Origin of the sequence: Mycobacterium sp. 29Ha (genome assembly GCF_032883055.1) — a bacterium.
Taxonomy (GTDB): Bacteria; Actinomycetota; Actinomycetes; order Mycobacteriales; family Mycobacteriaceae; genus Mycobacterium; species Mycobacterium gallinarum.
Genome location: NZ_JAMQTI010000027.1, coordinates 1 through 19,051 on the forward strand (window position 1 = coordinate 1; position 19,051 = coordinate 19,051).

Sequence of the window (19,051 nt, forward strand, 5' to 3'; positions counted from 1 at the left end):
TCATCCCCGTCAGACATAGTGCTCACCGGTCAGCGGCTCGACGATCAGCGTCCCGTGCTCAACAACTCAAACCCCTCAACGCCACGCCGATCGACTCCCATTAGTCAGGCAGCGGCCGCCTCTGCGCCCTCCGCAGGCTCTGCGCCTTCCGCGCCGTCGACGTCCTCGGGCTTGACGGGGTCGACGGGGGCGAGCGGATCGGCGTTCTCGCCACCGGCCGGCGCGCCCTCGGGCTTGTTCGGTGAGAAGTTCAACGACACGCTGCCGCCGTTCGCGTCGACCCTGTTGTCATCCAGGTCCTGGTCCTCTTCCGGATCCTTGACGACTATTTGGGTGCCCTGGTTGGGGTCGCCCTGGTTGGAGTTGTTGCCTTCTTCGAGCAGTCCATCCACATTGCCCGCGGGGGCCTGCTGGAGCCCGGCCCCTTCAAGTCCGACCGTGTCATCGGCGTTGGGCGTCTCGACGATCTCCGGCGGCGTGACCGCTTCTTCGGTGTCGAGACCGATAGGAACCGCCTTCTCGTCGCCGTCGAGCTGCTGCTCGAGGCCGCCGTCGTCCTGCAACAGCGACAGTCTCGATTTTGCCCGGGACATATCGTCGAAGTTACTGAGCAACGAGAGCTGCTCAAGATTTTCGTCTTGCTCCTCGTCCTCCTCGGGAACCGGTATCGGCGGGGTCAGCGGGATCTCCGTCGCCAAGCCGAAGTTCGCGAGGAAGTTGTTGATGCCCTGGAAGATTGCCGGGATCAGCTTGACGATGAGCGTGAACGGATTGAAGAGCGGGAACAGCCCAATGGGCGTGGCTTGACCGTAGGGTATGTTGCGGTTGTAGCCGGTCTCCTCGATGATCACGCGCAGGGCGGGCTCGAAGAGGTCCGCGATCGGCTTGCCGATGAGCGGGATGGAGTGCAGCGGACGGACGAGCGGCAACACCTTCGGCGTAATGGTGTAGTAGGTCGTGTCGCTGCCGGGCACCTTCTGGATCTGGACATTCTGGGGATAGAGCTCAGGGTTCGTGGTGAGCTCACGCCATTCGGCAATGGAGTATCCGGCGGGCAATTCACCGGGATCGCTGTCGCCGTTGATCGCCAAGTAGGTGCCGTGGTCGTAGTAGAAGCCGAGGAGCGAGTTGACCACCGCCAGCGGATTCAACAGATACTGCGGGAAGTCCGCGATGCCCTCCCAACGGATGGCCCAGTCTTCGGTTTCGAATTCGGTGTCCGTCGGCGTGGGCTGGCCGGTCGTCACGTCCAAGATCGGGATGGTCCCGAGGATGCCGAATCGCGACAGGATGCCGCCGTTCGGACGGTTCGGGTTTCCGATGAACACGAACTTTATGGAATCGATGTCGTCAAGCACGTCATTCCATTCGCCGTTGGCGATCTTGGCCTTCGCGATGCTGACGACGCGGCCGCCCTGCGAATAGCCGGCGATCACGACGCTCCCGTCGAAGTCGGGGTCGAGTGTCGAAATGGTCCCCAGTGTGTTGCGCAGTCCTTGCACGCCTCCCGCAACCGACACGTCGAACTTCTCGCAACGGCCGGGATCGCACCAGCCGGGCAAAGGTATCGGCCAGAACGACGCGTCGTAGTCGATGCCGTACAACTGGTCGTCTGCGCAACCGTTGGGCTCACATGGCGTCTGCATGTAGTAGTCCCGGAAGTTCTCCATGTAGTTGGTGACCTCGTTCGCCTTGGGCGTCCCAGTCCCCGGCACGATCAGCGCCGTCGCGGCCAGACTGACGGCCGCCACCAGGGCCGTCAAGGCGGTGAACAATGCTGCGCTCAGTAGGCCCAGCAAAGAAATGAGGAGAAGCCTGATGGACTTGCGCATCTGTCAACAATCACATAATCAGGCGACTAGCCACCGCGAAACAGCAAACTTCGCGAAGATTTCTTCTGGCAAACATCTACATGCCCGAGCAATGCGTCACCGACCCCGTTACTCGGCTCGACGCCGCCACGGAGACGGCCGCGTTATGGCAGACGGCCGGTAGCCGGCCGAAGACTTAAGCCTCGGTGAAGTTGCGCGTGACCGCCGGGTCCACAGGGATGCCGGGACCGGTCGTCGTGGACACAACGACCTTCTTCAGGTAACGACCCTTCGACGACGACGGCTTGGCGCGCAGCACCTCGTCGAGCGCGGCGCCGTAGTTCTCGGCCAGCTTCGTCTCGTCGAACGATGCCTTGCCGATCACGAAGTGCAGGTTGGCCTGCTTGTCGACACGGAAATTGATCTTGCCGCCCTTGATATCCGAAACCGCCTTGGCGACATCGGGAGTCACGGTGCCGGTCTTGGGGTTCGGCATCAGGCCGCGCGGACCCAGCACGCGGGCGATCTTGCCGACCTTGGCCATCTGGTCCGGCGTCGCGATCGCGGCGTCGAAGTCCAGGAAGCCGCCCTGGATCTTCTCGATCAGGTCGTCGCTGCCCACCTCGTCGGCGCCTGCGGCCAGCGCCGCCTCGGCTTTGTCGCCCACGGCGAACACCACGACACGCGCGGTCTTACCGGTGCCGTTGGGCAGGTTGACGGTGCCGCGCACCATCTGGTCGGCCTTGCGCGGGTCGACACCCAGCCGGATCGCCACCTCGACGGTTGCGTCCTGCTTCTTCGACGACGTCTCCTTGGCGAGGCGCACGGCCTCCAGCGGGGAGTACAGGTTGTCCTTGTCGATCTTCTCGGCCGCTTCGCGATATGCCTTGCTGTTCTTGCTCATTGCTGTCTCCTAATTGATGAGGTGTGGTTAGTCGAGCCGAAGCTGGCTCTCCCACGGGATCCGGTCTAAACGACGGTGATCCCCATCGACCGGGCGGTGCCGGCGATGATCTTGGACGCCGCGTCGATGTCGTTGGCGTTCAGGTCTTCCTTCTTGGTCTCGGCGATCTCGCGCACCTGATCCCAGGTCACCTTGGCGACCTTGGTGGTGTGCGGGGTGCCCGAACCCTTCTGCACGCCTGCGGCCTTCAGCAGCAGCTTGGCGGCGGGCGGGGTCTTCAGCGCGAACGTGAAGCTGCGGTCCTCGTAGACGGTGATCTCCACGGGGATGACGTTGCCGCGCTGGTTCTCGGTCGCGGCGTTGTACGCCTTGCAGAACTCCATGATGTTGACGCCGTGCTGGCCGAGCGCCGGACCCACTGGCGGGGCGGGGTTGGCCTGCCCGGCCTGGATCTGCAGCTTGATCAGCCCGACGACCTTCTTCTTCGGGGCCATGAGTATTCGGTTCCTTTTCTTTCTTACTTGTCTTTAGATCTTGGCGACCTGAGTAAAGGTCAGTTCGACAGGAGTTTCGCGACCGAAGATCGACACCAGCACCTTGAGCTTCTGCTGCTCGGCGTTGACCTCACTGATCGATGCGGGCAGCGTCGCGAACGGGCCGTCCATGACGGTGACCGACTCGCCGACCTCGAAGTCGACGAGGATCTCCGGACGCTCCAACGAGGCCTCGGTGGACGCGGCCGCCCCGGCCGTGCTCTTGGCCGGCTTCTTCGCCGACGCCGGCGGCAACAGGAACTTGACGACGTCGTCCAATGACAACGGCGACGGACGCGACGTCGCGCCGACGAAGCCGGTCACGCCGGGCGTGTTGCGCACCGCGCCCCACGACTCGTCGTTGAGTTCCATGCGGACCAGGATGTAGCCGGGCAGCACCTTGCGGTTGACCTGCTTGCGCTGGCCGTTCTTGATCTCGGTGACCTCTTCGGTGGGCACCTCGACCTGGAAGATGTAGTCGCCGACGTCGAGGTTCTGCACGCGGGTCTCGAGGTTGGCCTTCACCTTGTTCTCGTAGCCGGCGTAGCTGTGGATCACGTACCAGTCACCGGGCCGCAGACGCAGATCCTTCTTCAGCGCGACCGCCGGGTCCTCGTCCTCGTCTTCTTCCGGAGCCGCCTCGGGGGCGGCCTCAGGCTCGGCAACCTCAACTGGTGCCGCGTCTTCGACAGCCTCGGCGGCGGTGCTGTCCTCCAGACGCTCAGCCGCCTCATCTGCAATCACGGTTGCCGGGTCCGCTGCTTCTGCGATCGCGTCGGACACGGCCGAAGGCGTATCGCCCTCGAAGCTAGTCACTTGTCAGTCCTCTCAGTACTTCCACGTCAGCCGAACACCCACATGACGACCTTGCCGACGCCCAGATCGACTCCGCCGATCAGCGCCACCATGAACGCCAGGAAGACCAGCACCACGATGGTGTAGCTGACCATCTGCTTGCGGTTCGGCCAGATGACCTTGCGCAGCTCGGCGACGACCTGCTTCAGGTAGTTCCAGACATAGGCGAACGGGTTGCTCGAGGAGCCGTCGCCGCGCTTCCTGGCCGTCTTCTTCGCCGTGCCCGAGCCGTTCTTGGTCGGCGACGCCTCGGTGCCGGTCTCCAGGTCGACGGCGCTGCTGACGTTCTCGCCGCTGGCTACGCGGCGCGACCGCTTGCCGCTGGGCCGAGTAGGCCGGGTTACGACCGCGCCGCTACCGCCGGTGTCGTCGGACCCTGCGGAGCCGTCACGATCACGCTCGTCGCTCACCGCATGCCTTCCTTGTTCTGGTCGTCTAGTTGTGTGGACACCTTCCAGTGTCCACGCCGTGTCGAGTATTCAGTTGAGCAGGGGCGACAGGACTTGAACCTGCAACCTGCGGTTTTGGAGACCGCTGCTCTGCCAGTTGAGCTACGCCCCTTTACCTTGACACCGCTGGCGCTGCGATATCGCCGGTTTCCGGGGCTCACACAAACCGCGCGCTCCCCGTTCGGTCGATCTGAAACCGACGGACAGCGCGCTGGACTGGGGAAACCCCGAGTAGCGAGTGTAGCGCGCCACCCACGTCAGTTACTAATCCGCGACGTGACCGTTCGCGCTGACGGCGGTGCGCACAACTTGGCCGGTTTCGGGGTCCCATTTCGCCGAGATCGAGTTGTCGCCCTCATGGCCCATCAACGTGGTGTAGGCCTCCATCACCACGGTGCCGTCGGGATCGGTGCAGACGTTGCGAGTGGTGACGATGTCGGCACCGAACCGTTCGTCGACCGTCTCGATGTACATGGTCCCGGTCAGCGCGTCACCGACCTTGATCGGCCGGTGGAAGTGGAACTTCTGGTCGACCTGGACGATCTGCATGGTCTCCAGGCCGACATCCACGTGCTGGAAGAAGTGGTTCTGGATCATCACGGCGAAGATCGACGCGAAGGTGAGCGGCGCGATGAGGGCGTCATGCCCGAGCTCCGCGGCCGCGGTTTCGTCGACGGTGGCCGGTGCGGCCGACTTCACGGCTTTGGCGTACTGGCGGACCTGCTCGCGGCCCACCACAAAAGTGTCGGGGTACTTCCAGACCATCCCCCGGATGTCTGTCTTAAGCGCCATCGGTCATGCCAGCTTCGCGGTGGCGACGGCGCGACCGAAGATCTTCTTGCCGCCAGCGGTGGCAGTTAACGCAATTGTTACCGACTTCGTTTCGGGCTCAACAGATTTCACTCTTCCATTGAACACGATTTCAGCGCCGACGCCGTCGTTGGGAACCGGCACCACCGCAGTGAAACGCACGTTGTATTCGGTGACCGCCGCGGGGTCGCCAACCCAGGAGGTGACGTATCCGCCGCCCAATCCCATGGTGAGCATGCCGTGGGCGATCGCGGTGTCCAGACCGACCTGCTTGGCGATCTCGTCGTCCCAGTGGATGGGGTTCAGATCGCCGGACACCCCGGCGTAATTCACCAGGTCGCCCCGGGTCAGGGGGATCGTCTTTTCGGGAAGCTGGTCGCCCACCTTCACCGAATCGAACTCACGCAATGCCATCGCTGAAACCCTCTTCTCCTTCTTCCCCGGTTCGCCCCGCCAGGGTCGTGTACGACTCCTGGACGATTTCGCCTTCGTCGTCGGTGACGACGTTCTTGGTCACGATGATGTCGGTGCCGTGCGCCTGCCGGACAGAGTCCACGTAGACGTCGCAAAAGAGCGTGTCGCCGGCATGAATCGGCTTGCGGAACTTCAACGTCTGGTCGACCTGCACGATCTTCATGTCGGTGATGCCGATATTGGCGCTTTCGAAGAACGCCGACTGCGCCATGTAGCCGAACACCGAGATGAACGTCAACGGCGCCGGAATCGCGGAGTGGCCGAGCTGCGCGGCGACGTCTTCATCGTGGTGCGCGGGATGGTCGTTCTTCACTGCGACGGCGTACTCGCGCAGCTTCTCTCGCCCGACGACGTAGTGGTCGGGATAGCGGTAGTGCATCCCGACGATCTGCTCTGACAGCGCCACGTGGAGGTGAACCTATCCGTCAACCGCGGGCAATCGCCCACGGATTGGAGCGCCTTAGCGCGATTCCTTGTGCGCCTGGTGCTTGCCGCAGTTCGGGCAGAACTTCTTGATCTCGAGCCGGTCGGGATCGTTGCGACGGTTCTTCTTCGTGATGTAGTTACGGTGCTTGCACACCTCGCACGCCAAGGTGATCTTGGGCCGTACGTCAGTACTGGAGGCCACTTTTTTGTCCTTTGTCTTACGGTTTTAACGTCTTGTAGCGGTGGGGGGACTCGATCCCCCGACCTCACGATTATGAGTCGTGCGCTCTAACCAGCTGAGCTACACCGCCCCGATAGTCCGGTCCGGCGAACCGGTCCGTCCACCGAGCCCCCTAACGGAATCGAACCGTTGACCTTTTCCTTACCATGGAAACGCTCTACCGACTGAGCTAAGGGGGCCTGCCCTGACAGTCTCGTCGTGGGCCTTAAAGAGGGTACATTCAACCCGTTTGCCACGCCAAACCGCTGGTGGTGATAGGACGGACAAGTGACCGAACCCGGCGCCCCGCGCGTGGCCGTCTATCTCGATTTCGACAACATCGTCATCTCCCGATACGACCAGATTCACGGTCGCAACTCGTTCCAGAAGGACAAGGCCGCCGGATTTCACACCAAACCCGGCCGGCTCACCGAGGCGACCGTCGACGTCAGCGCGATCATCGACTTCGCGTCCTCGTTCGGCACCCTGGTGTTGACGCGCGCCTACGCGGACTGGTCGGCCGACGTCAACGCCGAATACCAGGGCCAGCTCGTCGGCCGCGCCGTCGACCTGGTTCAGCTGTTCCCCGCCGCCGCCTACGCCAAGAACGGCGCCGATATCCGGCTGGCGGTCGACGCGGTCGAGGACATGTTCCGGCTGCCCGACCTCACCCACGTCGTCATCGTGGCCGGGGACTCCGACTACATCCCGCTGGCCCAACGCTGCAAGCGACTGGGCCGCTACGTCGTCGGCATCGGGATCACCGGTTCGATCAGCAAGTCGCTGACGGCAGCCTGCGATGAGTTCGTCACCTACGACGCGCTGCCGGGTGTGCCGGTGACCGAGCCGCCCAAGAAGAAGCCGCGCAAGAAGGCGGCAGAAGGTGAGACCGAGCCAGACGCACCCGATCCGCAGGCCGCCGCGACCGCTCTACTCGAACGGGCGCTGCGGATCGGTCACGAAAAGGACGACGCCGAGTGGCTGCACAACTCCGCGGTCAAGGCGCAGATGAAGCGGATGGACCCGTCGTTCTCGGAGAAGTCGCTGGGATTCCGCTCGTTCAGCGATTTCCTGCGCTCACGCGCCGAGGTGGCCGAGCTGGACGAAAGCAGCACCACCCGCATGGTGCGGCTGCGTTCCAACGACTGAATAGTCTTACGGCATGACCGACCGCCTGTACTTCCGTCAGCTGCTGTCCGGCAGGGATTTCGCCGCCGGCGACATGATCGCCGAGCAGATGCGCAACTTCGCCTATCTGATCGGCGACCGCGAAACCGGCGACTGCGTCGTCGTCGATCCGGCGTATGCCGCCGGTGATCTGGTCGACGCGCTCGAGACCGACGGCATGCACCTGTCCGGCGTGCTGGTCAGCCACCACCACCCCGACCACGTCGGCGGCTCGATGATGGGCTTCGAACTGAAAGGCCTTGCCGAGCTGCTTGAGCGGGTCAGCGTACCCGTCCACGTCAATAGTGTTGAAGCTGAATGGGTTTCACGTGTCACGGGCATCGCCCGCAGCGAGCTGACGGACCATCAGCACGGCGACGTGGTCAAGGTCGGAGACATCGACATCGAGCTTCTGCACACTCCCGGCCACACCCCCGGCAGCCAGTGCTTCCTGCTCGACGGCCGACTCGTAGCGGGCGACACACTGTTCCTGGAGGGATGCGGGCGCACCGACTTCCCCGGCGGCGACGTCGACGAGATGTTCCGCAGCCTGCAGGCGCTGGCACAGCTTTCTGGCGATCCGACAGTCTTTCCTGGCCATTGGTACTCGCAAGAGCCCAGCGCGGCGCTGTCGGAGGTCAAGCGCACGAACTATGTATACCGGGCTAGCAACCTGGACCAGTGGCGCATGTTGATGGGTGGTTAACCCCGTCTGACGTCGGGTTTCGCGTCAGCAAAACTCGCCGGGTAGCGCCGAAACTGCGTTATTCTCCGCCTCAGCGCCTACGGTGCGCGGGAGGGGGCCGACGCGATGACGACCCCGCCGAGCGAACCGGACGTCCCCCCGAAGACGCCGCGGCGGCTCGAAGCCGTCCCGTACCCGCCCACCGTGGACCCTGCGACGACACCGCCGGACGACAACCGCAGCCTCCTCCTCCGATTCGGCGCCGCATGCGCGGCCCTGCTGGTGGTGCTCGTCGGCCTAGCCATCTACGGGTTTCTGATCAAAGACAATACGGACGTACCACTTTCGTCACCGGGCAGCGACCCATCCGAGACGCCGGCCGCAGCGCCGACGACGAACGCGCCACCTATTCCCGGCCCGACCGCGGGCGCCACCGACGGTCCCCTGTCGTTCACCGTCGACGGCGTCGAGATCGGGCCGAAGGTCGTCATGTCGGACGCGCCGCTGGAGAAGACCGCGGACGGCGTGTTCATCGTCGTGCACATGACCGTGGCGAACGTCGGCACCGAGCCAGCGTCCTTCGTCGGCACGTTTCAGAAACTCCAGGCCAGCGGCGTCATCTATCCGTTGGCCGACGAGGCGACGGCCTACCTCGGGGGCACGGCCGCAACACTCGATCCGGGGGCGACGACCGTCGTCTCCATCGCGTTCGACGTGCCGCCGGGCTCTGTGCCCGAATTCGTCGAGCTGCACGGCGAGCCGGGCGGGCCCGGCATCCAGGTTCCGTTGCCATAGCTGTGGCAAGGTAGCCGCAAGCCTCTATAAGCACTCCCGTCTCTGCTTACCCACCTTCCTGGGATTTTCCAGCAAATGACGTTGATGCAAATTTCTCTGATGCGGTAGCGGCCCGCCGACCGTGATATACACCGGGACGTGGAAACCGACCTCCGGGCGCTGAGCGTGACCGACGTATCGGCCCACGGGTGGATTGCACTGGCCGCCTGGGTGGCCGTCATGGTGCTCGTCGCGGCGCTGATCTACGCGTGGCGGGCATACCAGCGGGCCCGAGCACACGCCGAAGAGCTCATGCAGCCGAACGTCGCGATGTTCATGGAGCCCGCCGCCCACGACTGGCACCTCGTCGAACTCGTCGTCAGGAACTTCGGTCAGACACCGGCGTACGGCATCCGATTCGAGTGGGCCCACCCTCCCACCGTCGGCAAGTACGAGAACGTCTACGAGGACCGCTACGTCGACATCGTCCCGCTCAATCTGCCCGCGGAGATCCCGTATCTGGCGCCGTCGCAGGAATTTCGCATCGTGTGGGATTCGGCGCTGGACCGCCGCGAGCTCGGAGAAACCATTGCGTCGCGGTTCGACGGTGCCGTCATCTACTCCGATCAGCCGACGACCAAGGGATCGAAGCGCAGTGGCCGTCAGTTCCGGTCCGCAGCCGTATTGGACTGGGCCACACTGCATCCCGTCGAGCGCCTGGAGCTGCTGACGACGCATGATCTCGCGCGACAGGAGAAGCAGAAGCTCGAGCTGCTGCGAAACCTGTTGACCTACTACCACTACGCCGCCAGCGAGAGTCGCGAAGAGGTGCTGCGCAGCGAAATCAACAGGGTCCGCACCGCGGCCGACAAGATGCGCGAACGCCTGACGACCGCCAAGGTGAAACCGCCCACTGAACAACCGGCCCCGCAGCCGCCGCGCCCCGCGCCCCCGCGCGACGTCCCGTTCGACGCGCCGCCGCCGCGTCAGGTGCCGTTCAGCACCGGCCCGCAGGAGGTGCCGTTCATCACGCCACCACGCGAAGCGCAGTTCAATGGGCCGGTACCCCAGGACGTCGTCCACAACGACACCACGAACTATGACGACGCGAACTATGACGACGATGAAGCGCACACCCAGGTGATCAACGGACGGCCGAGGCACCGGCGCGATCTCGGCTAGCGCGGGCCAGTGCAGTGGAAGTTTTAGGAGCCCGGCACCGCCCCCATCGCTGCCGGGCTGAATCAAACCTACGACGGTGGCCGTCGGGCGTCGTGCGTAATCGACTACCCCACTCGGGGTTGGCTTTCGTAACACCGTTACGTAACATCGATCCAAATTCTTGACGCACTCAAAGGAGAGGCGATGACCAGCCCAGTTGGCTACGAACTCAATGATTCAGTCGCGACGATCACCATGGACGACGGCAAGGTCAACGTCCTGGGTCCGAACATGCAGGCCGCGATCAACGAGGCCCTCGACCGCGCGGAGAAGGACGCCGCGAAGGCCGTGGTACTGGCGGGCAACGATCGCGTGTTCAGCGGCGGGTTCGACCTCGCGGTGTTCCAGTCCGGCGACGCGAAGGCCGCGCATGACATGCTCGCCGGCGGCTTCGAGTTGTCGGTGCGGTGTCTGACATTCCCCGCGCCGGTGATCATGGCCGCGACGGGTTCGGCCATCGCGATGGGCTCGTTCCTCCTGCTGTCGGGCGACCATCGCGTCGGGCAGCCGAAGACCAAGTGTCAGGCGATCGAGGTGGCGATCGGCATGACGATCCCGATCTCGGCGATCGAGATCATGCGGATGCGGTTGACGCCGGCGGCGTTCCATCGCGGCGCGGCGCTGGCGTCGATCTACGTCGGCGACGAGACGATCACGGCGGGCTGGCTGGACGAGATCGTCGAGAAGGACCAGGTTCTCGCCAAGGCGCAGGAAGCCGCAGTTGCGGCGGCGCAGTTGCACACCGGCTCCCACGTCGCGACCAAACTGAAGGCGCGCGAATCGGCGTTGCAGGCGATCCGGGCCGGAATCGACGGATTGGCAACGGAATTCAGTCTCGGCTAGGCCGCTGAGATGCCGAGAGCCAAGCAACGTACGCCGGAACTTCGCGAGCATCTGCTCGAGGTCGCGATCGCGACACTCGCCGAGGACGGTTTCACCGGCTTCACCACGCGGCGGGTCGCCGAACGGGCCGGCACGTCGGTCCCTGCGGTCTACGAGCTGTTCGTCGACAAGGCCGGCCTGGTGCGGGCGGTGTTCTTCGAGGGGTTTCGGCTGCTCGGGGCCGAGCTGGCCAAGGTCCCGGTGAGTGATGACCCGCTGGCCGACCTGGAACGGCTGGTGCCGGTGTTCCGGCTCTTCTGCCGGGCGTACCCGCGGCTGGCGCAGGTGATGTTCTCGCGACCGTTCATGGACTTCGAACCCGGGCCCGACGAGCTGGCGGCGGGCGCGTCGGTGCGCGAGGTGTTCATCGGCCGGATCCAGCGGTGCGTCGACGCCGGGTTGCTGTCGGGAGACGTCACGGACATCGCGCACGTATTGCTCGCGCTGGCGCAGGGTTTGGCGGTGCAGGAGCTGGGCCGCTGGCTGGGGCCGACGGGGCCGTCGGTCGAGCGGCGCTGGAAGCTGGGCGTCGGGGCGGTGCTGGCGGGCTTCCGGGGCTAGCGGGTCCGTGAACCGCCGCGAGGGGCCCCAAAATGCACGCAGTAATCGGCGTGTCGGCGTACAGACACGGCCGCTCGCCGGCTTGCGCGTGAGCACTCGGCGGCCGAACTTGGGGCAATTGCCCCATGTGGCTGCCCCCGCCGTCATCAAATGATGACGGCATGACCACAACACCTGAAGCGGCCGCGACCGCGTCCAAGACCATGCCCCTGCCCGAAGGAGACGAGGAACGCGTCGTCGGCTTCGGCGTCATGGGCCTGCCCTTCGCCAACGGGCACTATCTGGCCTTCCGCGACTTCCCCGAGACGTCCTTCTCCCCCGCCTACCTGTCGGTGTGGCACCGCACCCCGGACGGCGTGTGGACGTTCTACGCGACCACACCCGGCCCGCAGAGCTGCTCGCGCTACTTCAGCTCGGCGACCCCGGTCGACCCGGTCGTCTGCGACATCACGTCGCGCTGGGTCACCCCGTGGTCGCTGGCGATTTCCATTGACGGCGTGCTGGATTGGCGCGTCGACATCACGACCACACCCGCGACGCGGCTGATGAGCGTCGTCGGCTCGAAGCTGCCTGCGACGATGTCGCGCAGCCGCAGAGTGCTCGCCGCGATGAGCCCGATCGTCGGTCCGCTGCTGGGCATCGGCCGCATCAAGCTCACCGGCCACCTGCCCAACGGCCAGGAATTCCGCATCGCTCCGCGACGGGTGTGGGCGGTCGCCGACTCCAGCGCCGTCGTCAAGGGCGAGGACCTCGGACCCGTCGGACCCCACCCGGTCCAGGGCAACCTGGCCGACTTCCAACTGCCCCAGCGCGGCATCTGCGTCGTCGCGCAGGGCCGTTTCGAGGTGTTCGACGTCGCCCGGCATCGCGACGGCGACCGTCTTGACCTTTCCAGCTGACCAAGCGATGACGACGGCGCAGAATCGGCACATGCCCCCTCGGCAGTCGCCGCCAGCCCTTCCCACCCGCGCGGAAGTGCTGGCGGCGCTGTCGGTGGCCATCGACCTCGGGCTGGGCCAGCCCGCCGAGCACATGCTGCGGTCGGCGCTGATCGCGACGCGGATCGCCGACCGCCTGGGACTCACTGCCGCCCAGCGCGATTGCATCTACTACGCGACGCTGATCATGTGGATCGGCTGTCACGCCGACTCGCATGAGTATGCGCGGTGGTTCGGCGACGACATCGCCGTGCGCCGCGGCTCGTATCTGGTCGACTGGTCGGGCCTGCCGTATCAACGATTCCTGCTCACCAACATCGGCCGTGGTGAATCTCTGCTGTCGCGATTGAAGACCGCCGCGACGCTGTACGCCAATGCGCGAGGCCACATTTCGCAACTCATCCACTCGCATTGCACCTCGGCGGCGCTGCTCGCCCAGCGGATCGGCCTGGCCGACGACGTGCAGACCGCGCTGCGGTTCACCTTCGAGCGATTCGACGGTGGCGGCCTGCCGACCGGCGCTGCAGGCGAAGCCATTCCGATCGAAATGCGCGTCGCGCAGCTCGCCGACATGGTCGAGGTGCATCAACGCGAATACGGCACCGACGGTGCGGTCGCGATGGCACGCAGCCGCCGCGGCGGGCAGTTCGATCCCGCAGTGGTCGACGCGTTCGTCGCCGACCCGTCGGGGGTGCTCGCCGTACCGTCGGCGGGCGACGTATGGGCCACCGCGCTGCAGCATGCGCCCGACCGCAGCACCCGCCTCGACGGGCCGTCGCTGGACTCGCTGCTGATGGCGCTCGGCGACTTCGTCGACCTCAAATGCCCGTTCACCCTCGGGCACTCACGCGCGGTCGCGCAGCTCGCGGCCGATGCCGCCGTCGCCGCAGGATTGGACGAGGACGCCGTGACGTTGACCCGTCGCGCCGCATGGGTCCACGACATCGGCCGCATCGGCGTGTCGAATCAGATCTGTTCCAAGTCAAGCGATTTGACCATGGCGGAGTTCGAGCGGATGCGGCTGCACCCTTATCTGTCCGAGCGCATCCTGTCGCGGGTGCCGGGCCTGAAGGACGTCGCGACCGTGGCCACCAACCATCACGAATGCCTCGACGGCTCCGGGTATCCGCGAGGGCTGGCCGCGCGGCAGTTGACGATGCCCGACCGGTTGTTGGCGTGTGCGGTGAGCTATCAGGGCGCACTGGAACCGCGGCCCTACCGCGAGGCGCTCGGGCCCGCTGGTGCGGCACGTCGGCTGCGTGAACGAGTCCGCGACGGGAAATTGGACTCGGTGGCCGCCGACGCCGTGCTGTACGCCTCCGGTCACGTGCCGGCCAAGCCGAAAGCGCGCCCGCACGGGCTCACGGCGCGAGAGGTCGAGGTGCTGAGGCTCGTCGCGCAAGGGGTCAGCAATAGGGAGATCGCCGCCAAACTCGTCCTCAGCGAGAAGACGGTCCGCAATCACGTGGAACGCACGTACACCAAGATCGGCGTCTCGAACCGGATCGGGGCCAGCATGTATGCCCTCGAGCACGGCCTGGTCGCCGAAAGTTGAGGCATACGCCTCACGCCCTGCGCACCGCTGTGGCGAAGAGTCGAACCATGAAACGAACCATCGCCGTCGTTTACGGCACACTCTGCTACACCCTGTTTCTCGTCGTCTTCCTGTACCTGATCGGCTTCGTCGGCGGAATCGCCGTGCCACGCAGTGTCGACAACGCCCTCGTCGCCGCGGCTGGCTGGGCGGTGCCGATCGACGTCGTCCTCGTGACGCTGTTCGCGGTGCAGCACAGCGTCATGGCCCGTCCGGCGTTCAAGCGATGGTGGACGCGCATCGTGCCGGCGCCCATCGAACGAAGCACCTACGTGCTGATCGCGAGTCTCGTTCTCGTCCTGATGTTTTGGCAGTGGCGTGAGCTGCCCGCAGTTGTCTGGGACGTGACGTGGCAGCCCGCCCGTCTCGCGGTGTGGACGATGTTCTGGCTGGGCTGGGCGATGGTGCTGGCGTCGACCTTCATGATCAACCACTTCGAGCTGTTCGGGCTGAAGCAGGTGTTCGCGGCCTGGCGGGCGCGGCCACCCGCGGAGACCGGTTTCCGGGTGAAGCTGTTGTACCGGGTGGTGCGCCATCCGTTGATGCTGGGCTTCCTCATCGCGTTCTGGGCGGCCCCGACGATGTCTGCGGGTCATCTGCTGTTCGCGGCGGTGATGACGGGATACATCCTGCTCGCCCTGCAATTCGAAGAGCATGACCTCACCGCGGCGCTGGGGGCACGCTACGCCGAGTACCGGCAGCGAGTGCCCATGCTCATCCCGGGCCTACGTAAGCGACGCACTGAGGGATTGGCTGTAATCGCTACGCGCGCAGCAGTTCTTCCGCGCGACGGAGGTCCTCGTCGGCGTTGAGCGTCAACACCCCGACGACCTCGCTGTCAGACTCGTACCAGACCGTGAACCCGTCGTGGTGGTCGACGAGTCGACACGTTTCGTAACTGCCCCAGCCGCGGTACTTGAACACCGAATCGCCGATGGTCGACGAGAATCCGGGAACTTGATCCCAGGCGGCGGAGAAGCCGGCGGCCGTGAGTCCGGCGACCAGCCCCTCCTGCGCGGCATCGCGCCAGTGCTCGGCGCGGATGCGGCGCCCGGCGGTGACATTGTGGGCGAGTGCGACGTCCCCCGCGGCGTAGACGTTGCGCGCCGACGCGTGCATGTGCTCGTCGACCACGATGCGCCCGTCTCGGGTGTCCAATCCGGCGGATTCGGCCAGCCGGACGTCCGGCCGCACACCATTGGCGGAGACGACGAGATCGGCCTGGATCGCCGTGCCGTCGTCGAGCACCACGCCAGAGCCGTCGATTTTGGCGACTGTGGTACCACCGACGAACCCGACCCCGTTGTCGGCGAGAATCTTCACCACACGCTCGCCGACCTCGACACCGAATCGTCGTTGCAGGGGAACGGTTTCCGGGGCCACCAGCGCGGTTTTCACGCCCCCGGTCGCCAGCGCCGCGGCGGCTTCACAGCCGATCAGGCCACCGCCGATGACGACTGCCGAGTCGGCATAACGGGCCGCCATCTTCAGCGCGACCGCATCGCTGAACGACCGCAGCGTGAGTGCGGACTCGGCGCCGGGGATCGTCAGCTTGATCGGCGTCGCGCCCGACGCGACGACGAGATGCCAGTAGGGGTAACGCTGCCCGCCCGCCGTGACCACCTCCTGGCCGTCGGTGTCGATGTGGTCGACGGTGACCCCGCGAATGAGGTCGACGTTGTTGCGGTCGAACCAGCCGGCGCTGTGCAACTCGCGCCGGTCCTCACGGCCGCACAGATAGCCCTTGCTCAGCGGCGGCTTGGCGTAGGGAAGCGCAGGATCGACGGTCAGGATGCGCACCGGAATGCCGGGGTGCTTGCTGCGGAACGTCTCCGCCGCGCTCACCCCCGCGGGACCGCTCCCGATGGCGATGAAACCCGGTGGCGGTACTCCCCCACGAGCCATCGGCTTGCCGATCATTACTGCGGAGTTGCCGTTCTCGCGACACGGCAAACGAGAATCAGCCCCCGCAGTTCGGCGTCGAACTCTTCGACGCAGCCACCCGCGTCGCCGCCTCGTTGACGCGGTCCATGCTCAGCTGACCCGAATTGACCGCCTGTTCAAGCGAATCCAATACCGCGGGCACCTCGTCGGTGGTGATCCACAGCGCGACGTCGGCACCGGCCTGCAGCGCGCGCAGCACCGCCTCCGGCACACCGTACTGCTCGTTGATCGCAGCCATGCTGGACAGGTCGTCGGTGTACACCAGCCCGGTGAAGGGCGGGCCGCCGTAACCCCCGGATCGCAGCAGGTCGTACGCCGGCTTGGACAGGCTGGCCTGATCAGTGCCCGTCAGGCCCGGCACCTGCACGTGACCGAGCATCACGGCCACCGGATGTTGCGTCGTCAGCGCCCGGTACGGGATCAGGTCGTCGACCTGCAGTTGCTCGATCGGCGGGACGGTCACGCCCCCGGTGTGCGAATCGCCCGAGCCGTGGCCGTGCCCGGGGAAATGCTTGAGCACCGGAAGCACTCCGGCGTCGCGCAGTCCGCGCGCGTACGCACCGGCGTACGCGGTGACGGTTTCGGCGTCGGAGCCGAAGGAACGGTCGCCGATGACGGTGTCGTCGGGGGCGTCCGTCACGTCGACCACCGGGGCGAAATCGACTGTGATGCCGAGCTGTTTCATCGCGGTGCCCCGCTCGAAGGCGATGGCGTACACCTGGTCGGGCGTACTGGTGGCAGCCAGGATGCGTGGCGACGGCTGCTCGCCGATGATGGTCGCCAGCCGTGACACGCGGCCGCCTTCCTCGTCGACGCTGACGGCCAGCGGCAGCGGGCCGGTCGACGCGGCGATGGCGGGCAGGGATCCGTCCTGCAGCATCGACAGGTCGGTCCAACTTCCGATCATGATGCCGCCGATGCGGTGGTCGGCGGCGACGGCGCGGGCGTCCTCGGCGCCGGTCACGCCGACCATCAGGAGCTGGGCCAGCTTGTCGCGGGTGGACATGGAGTTGACCAGGCCTTCGGCCTCGCCGCAGGGCGGCGCGACGGGCGAGGTGGGCGCCGGCGAGCTGGGCGCCGACGCCTCGGTTGACGGCGCTGTCGACGTTCCCGACAGACGCGGCTTGATGACGAGGACCACCGCGGCGCCGAGCAGCGCCACCGCCAGCACGGCGAACGCGATCGTGATCCACCTCGATGCCTGCATACGTTCCTTGAGGCTCGGCGACATGGGAAAGAAGTTACCCGGCGTGGTTGCTTCACCGCCCGCACGTCATCCCGATATGTCAGGATCTGCCCATGACCTCCCCGGACGACCCCGAGGAACGCATCCGGCAGCTTGAGCAGTCGGCGGCCGCATACGGGGCACGGGAGCTGGGTAGCGACCAGCCCCAGTACGGCGAAGGTGTGAACCCGTCGTCGCCGTTGCCGCCGCCGGCCTACGGCACACCGCCACCGGCCTACGGAAGCCCACCGGCCTATGGTCAGCAGCCGTACGGGCAGCCGTCGTATGGCCAGCAGCCCTACGGCGATCCGTACCAGCCGCCGTTCGGCACGCACTACACGCCGATCCCCAAGAAAGCCGGCATTCCCGTCGGAGTGGTCATCGGACTCATCGCGCTCGTGTTCGTCATCCTCGCCGGTATCGGCGTGGTGGTGGCATTCATGTCGTCGACGGTCGAGGAGTCGGGCGTGGCGGGCGGCGGCGGATCGGTCGACAACCCGGGCGCCACGCGGACGTTCGTCCCGCCGACGATCACCTTCCCGAGCTTCCCGGACATCACGGGCCTGCCGAGCGACGACACCGAACAGACCGCGACGCCCGGCGCCCCGGCGAGTGTCTCGGGTATCGACGAGACGAAAACGGTCGTCTGCCAGAGCGGCGACGTGAACATCAGCGGCGTCAACAACACGATCACGCTGACCGGAAACTGCGGCACCGTTTCCGTATCCGGCGTCGAAAACAAGATCACCGTCGACAGCGCCAACGCGATCAGCGCCTCGGGCTTCGACAACGAAATCGTCTATCTCTCGGGCGATCCGCAGATCAACACCACCGATTCCAACAAGGTCACCCGCGGCTGAGCGGGCGTCGCCGTCGTAGGTGAGCGACTTTGTCGCTCCGAGCTTGGCATCACGGGCATATCACCCACGGCTATGGTCGGGATGTCGGAGAGGAGACGACGTGAGTGAACAGACCTCGACACCCAAGCTGACTGGCCAGTTCTCCAAGGCGCTCGTGTACGCCGAGCTGAAACATCACAACCAGGTCCGCAAGGGCGGAAACATCCCCTACTTCGGACACCTGCTGTCGGTGGCGGGCCTGGTGATCAACGACAACGGCTCCGAAGATCAGGCCATCGCCGCGCTGCTCCACGACTGCGTCGAGGACGCCGGCGGCCAGCCGACGCTGGAGGAGATCCGGAAGAACTTCGGCGCGGGCGTCGCCACCATCGTCAAAGAGTGCAGCGACACGGACGTCGAGCCGAAACCGCCGTGGCGTGAACGCAAGACGGCCTACATCGATCACCTCGCACAGGTGGGCACGGACACGCTGCTGGTGTCGGTCGCCGACAAACTCGACAACGCCCGGTCGATGCTGCGGGATTACCACGAACACGGCCCCACGCTGTGGGAGCGCTTCACCGTGAAAGACCCGCGCGATCACCTCTGGTACTTCGGCGGGCTGCTCGACGCGTACCGCAACCGGGGCCTGGACAGCTGGATGGTCGGCGAGCTCGAGCGCGTCGTCGACGAATTGAGGCGCCTGGTCGAAGGCGGCGACCGAATCGTGCTGGTCTGA

22 protein-coding genes and 3 tRNA genes are annotated in these 19,051 nt (G+C 65.7%); 11 read left to right on the forward strand and 14 right to left on the reverse strand.

Annotated elements, in window-relative coordinates:
* Window positions 1-104: 104 nt before the first annotated feature.
* From M1248_RS27020 to M1248_RS27075, 12 genes are all read right to left on the reverse strand, one after another.
* A complete protein-coding gene (locus tag M1248_RS27020; RefSeq protein ID WP_197905561.1) occupies window positions 105-1,832 on the reverse strand; it encodes a PE-PPE domain-containing protein in 1,728 nt (575 codons plus the stop codon).
* 175 nt (window positions 1,833-2,007) lie between these two features.
* Window positions 2,008-2,715, reverse strand: coding sequence for a 50S ribosomal protein L1 (rplA, locus tag M1248_RS27025; protein WP_163735240.1), 708 nt, complete (start codon window positions 2,713-2,715; stop codon window positions 2,008-2,010).
* Window positions 2,716-2,780: 65 nt separating this feature from the next.
* Window positions 2,781-3,209, reverse strand: coding sequence for a 50S ribosomal protein L11 (rplK, locus tag M1248_RS27030; protein WP_317150273.1), 429 nt, complete (start codon window positions 3,207-3,209; stop codon window positions 2,781-2,783).
* Between the two features lie 33 nt (window positions 3,210-3,242).
* Window positions 3,243-3,965 carry a transcription termination/antitermination protein NusG gene (gene nusG, locus M1248_RS27035; protein WP_410506737.1) on the reverse strand — a complete coding sequence of 241 codons (723 nt, stop codon included), beginning with the start codon at window positions 3,963-3,965 and terminating at the stop codon, window positions 3,243-3,245.
* A gap of 125 nt (window positions 3,966-4,090) precedes the next feature.
* Window positions 4,091-4,513, reverse strand: a complete 423-nt coding sequence (secE, locus tag M1248_RS27040; protein WP_317150275.1) for a preprotein translocase subunit SecE — start codon at window positions 4,511-4,513, stop codon at window positions 4,091-4,093.
* Window positions 4,514-4,591: 78 nt separating this feature from the next.
* A tRNA-Trp gene (locus tag M1248_RS27045) sits at window positions 4,592-4,664 on the reverse strand.
* A 152-nt stretch (window positions 4,665-4,816) separates the two neighbouring features.
* Window positions 4,817-5,344, reverse strand: a complete 528-nt coding sequence (gene hadC, locus M1248_RS27050; protein ID WP_163735229.1) for a (3R)-hydroxyacyl-ACP dehydratase subunit HadC — start codon at window positions 5,342-5,344, stop codon at window positions 4,817-4,819.
* A 3-nt stretch (window positions 5,345-5,347) separates the two neighbouring features.
* Window positions 5,348-5,776: a (3R)-hydroxyacyl-ACP dehydratase subunit HadB gene (gene hadB / locus M1248_RS27055; RefSeq protein WP_163735226.1), complete on the reverse strand. Its 429-nt coding sequence runs from the start codon at window positions 5,774-5,776 to the stop codon at window positions 5,348-5,350.
* Window positions 5,763-6,242, reverse strand: coding sequence for a (3R)-hydroxyacyl-ACP dehydratase subunit HadA (gene hadA / locus M1248_RS27060; protein WP_163735222.1), 480 nt, complete (start codon window positions 6,240-6,242; stop codon window positions 5,763-5,765). The genes hadB and hadA overlap by 14 nt, the downstream gene beginning before the upstream one ends.
* 54 nt (window positions 6,243-6,296) lie before the next feature.
* A complete protein-coding gene (gene rpmG, locus M1248_RS27065; protein ID WP_003929651.1) occupies window positions 6,297-6,464 on the reverse strand; it encodes a 50S ribosomal protein L33 in 168 nt (55 codons plus the stop codon).
* A 35-nt stretch (window positions 6,465-6,499) separates the two neighbouring features.
* Window positions 6,500-6,573: transfer RNA gene (locus M1248_RS27070), tRNA-Met, on the reverse strand.
* A 36-nt stretch (window positions 6,574-6,609) separates the two neighbouring features.
* Window positions 6,610-6,682, reverse strand: a tRNA-Thr gene (locus M1248_RS27075).
* A gap of 88 nt (window positions 6,683-6,770) precedes the next feature.
* Between M1248_RS27075 and M1248_RS27080 the strand changes: the two genes are divergently transcribed.
* From M1248_RS27080 to mddA, 9 genes are all read left to right on the forward strand, one after another.
* Window positions 6,771-7,631 carry an NYN domain-containing protein gene (locus M1248_RS27080; RefSeq protein WP_317150276.1) on the forward strand — a complete coding sequence of 287 codons (861 nt, stop codon included), beginning with the start codon at window positions 6,771-6,773 and terminating at the stop codon, window positions 7,629-7,631.
* A 13-nt stretch (window positions 7,632-7,644) separates the two neighbouring features.
* Window positions 7,645-8,355: an MBL fold metallo-hydrolase gene (locus M1248_RS27085; RefSeq protein ID WP_163735216.1), complete on the forward strand. Its 711-nt coding sequence runs from the start codon at window positions 7,645-7,647 to the stop codon at window positions 8,353-8,355.
* Between the two features lie 105 nt (window positions 8,356-8,460).
* Window positions 8,461-9,129 carry a DUF4352 domain-containing protein gene (locus M1248_RS27090; RefSeq protein ID WP_317150277.1) on the forward strand — a complete coding sequence of 223 codons (669 nt, stop codon included), beginning with the start codon at window positions 8,461-8,463 and terminating at the stop codon, window positions 9,127-9,129.
* Window positions 9,130-9,288: 159 nt separating this feature from the next.
* A complete protein-coding gene (locus tag M1248_RS27095; RefSeq protein ID WP_410506738.1) occupies window positions 9,289-10,290 on the forward strand; it encodes a hypothetical protein in 1,002 nt (333 codons plus the stop codon).
* A gap of 183 nt (window positions 10,291-10,473) precedes the next feature.
* Entirely contained in the window at window positions 10,474-11,172 is a 699-nt protein-coding gene (locus tag M1248_RS27100) for a crotonase/enoyl-CoA hydratase family protein (RefSeq protein WP_317150279.1), read from the forward strand.
* A gap of 9 nt (window positions 11,173-11,181) precedes the next feature.
* Window positions 11,182-11,772, forward strand: a complete 591-nt coding sequence (locus M1248_RS27105; RefSeq protein WP_163735203.1) for a TetR/AcrR family transcriptional regulator — start codon at window positions 11,182-11,184, stop codon at window positions 11,770-11,772.
* Between the two features lie 161 nt (window positions 11,773-11,933).
* A complete protein-coding gene (locus M1248_RS27110) occupies window positions 11,934-12,671 on the forward strand; it encodes a hypothetical protein (RefSeq protein ID WP_317150280.1) in 738 nt (245 codons plus the stop codon).
* Between the two features lie 31 nt (window positions 12,672-12,702).
* A complete protein-coding gene (locus tag M1248_RS27115; RefSeq protein WP_317150281.1) occupies window positions 12,703-14,265 on the forward strand; it encodes an HD domain-containing phosphohydrolase in 1,563 nt (520 codons plus the stop codon).
* Between the two features lie 47 nt (window positions 14,266-14,312).
* Window positions 14,313-15,116, forward strand: a complete 804-nt coding sequence (gene mddA / locus M1248_RS27120; protein ID WP_317150282.1) for a methanethiol S-methyltransferase — start codon at window positions 14,313-14,315, stop codon at window positions 15,114-15,116.
* Here the strand turns inward: mddA and M1248_RS27125 are convergent.
* The gene (locus tag M1248_RS27125) at window positions 15,067-16,209 is read right to left on the reverse strand and encodes an FAD/NAD(P)-binding oxidoreductase (RefSeq protein WP_317150283.1); all 1,143 of its coding nucleotides are present in this window, start codon (window positions 16,207-16,209) and stop codon (window positions 15,067-15,069) included. The genes mddA and M1248_RS27125 overlap by 50 nt on opposite strands.
* A gap of 55 nt (window positions 16,210-16,264) precedes the next feature.
* The gene (locus M1248_RS27130; RefSeq protein ID WP_410506739.1) at window positions 16,265-17,455 is read right to left on the reverse strand and encodes a glycoside hydrolase family 3 N-terminal domain-containing protein; all 1,191 of its coding nucleotides are present in this window, start codon (window positions 17,453-17,455) and stop codon (window positions 16,265-16,267) included.
* 92 nt (window positions 17,456-17,547) lie between these two features.
* On the opposite strand from M1248_RS27130, the gene M1248_RS27135 reads away from it, so the two are divergent.
* Together M1248_RS27135 and M1248_RS27140 are read left to right on the forward strand one after the other, a co-directional pair.
* A complete protein-coding gene (locus M1248_RS27135) occupies window positions 17,548-18,333 on the forward strand; it encodes a DUF3060 domain-containing protein (protein WP_317150285.1) in 786 nt (261 codons plus the stop codon).
* Between the two features lie 100 nt (window positions 18,334-18,433).
* The gene (locus M1248_RS27140) at window positions 18,434-19,051 is read left to right on the forward strand and encodes an HD domain-containing protein (RefSeq protein WP_317150286.1); all 618 of its coding nucleotides are present in this window, start codon (window positions 18,434-18,436) and stop codon (window positions 19,049-19,051) included.

What these genes read in the sequence shown, in the direction of transcription:
- M1248_RS27100 (WP_317150279.1), top strand. Translation starts at nt 10,474, where the DNA reads ATGACCAGCCCAGTTGGCTACGAACTCAATGATTCAGTCGCGACGATC.
- M1248_RS27105 (WP_163735203.1), top strand. Translation starts at nt 11,182, where the DNA reads ATGCCGAGAGCCAAGCAACGTACGCCGGAACTTCGCGAGCATCTGCTC.
- rplA (WP_163735240.1), bottom strand. Translation starts at nt 2,715, where the DNA reads ATGAGCAAGAACAGCAAGGCATATCGCGAAGCGGCCGAGAAGATCGAC.
- M1248_RS27135 (WP_317150285.1), top strand. Translation starts at nt 17,548, where the DNA reads ATGACCTCCCCGGACGACCCCGAGGAACGCATCCGGCAGCTTGAGCAG.
- M1248_RS27085 (WP_163735216.1), top strand. Translation starts at nt 7,645, where the DNA reads ATGACCGACCGCCTGTACTTCCGTCAGCTGCTGTCCGGCAGGGATTTC.
- M1248_RS27090 (WP_317150277.1), top strand. Translation starts at nt 8,461, where the DNA reads ATGACGACCCCGCCGAGCGAACCGGACGTCCCCCCGAAGACGCCGCGG.
- M1248_RS27110 (WP_317150280.1), top strand. Translation starts at nt 11,934, where the DNA reads ATGACCACAACACCTGAAGCGGCCGCGACCGCGTCCAAGACCATGCCC.
- rplK (WP_317150273.1), bottom strand. Translation starts at nt 3,209, where the DNA reads ATGGCCCCGAAGAAGAAGGTCGTCGGGCTGATCAAGCTGCAGATCCAG.
- hadB (WP_163735226.1), bottom strand. Translation starts at nt 5,776, where the DNA reads ATGGCATTGCGTGAGTTCGATTCGGTGAAGGTGGGCGACCAGCTTCCC.
- M1248_RS27115 (WP_317150281.1), top strand. Translation starts at nt 12,703, where the DNA reads ATGCCCCCTCGGCAGTCGCCGCCAGCCCTTCCCACCCGCGCGGAAGTG.
- M1248_RS27130 (WP_410506739.1), bottom strand. Translation starts at nt 17,455, where the DNA reads ATGCAGGCATCGAGGTGGATCACGATCGCGTTCGCCGTGCTGGCGGTG.
- M1248_RS27020 (WP_197905561.1), bottom strand. Translation starts at nt 1,832, where the DNA reads ATGCGCAAGTCCATCAGGCTTCTCCTCATTTCTTTGCTGGGCCTACTG.
- mddA (WP_317150282.1), top strand. Translation starts at nt 14,313, where the DNA reads ATGAAACGAACCATCGCCGTCGTTTACGGCACACTCTGCTACACCCTG.
- hadC (WP_163735229.1), bottom strand. Translation starts at nt 5,344, where the DNA reads ATGGCGCTTAAGACAGACATCCGGGGGATGGTCTGGAAGTACCCCGAC.
- M1248_RS27125 (WP_317150283.1), bottom strand. Translation starts at nt 16,209, where the DNA reads ATGGCTCGTGGGGGAGTACCGCCACCGGGTTTCATCGCCATCGGGAGC.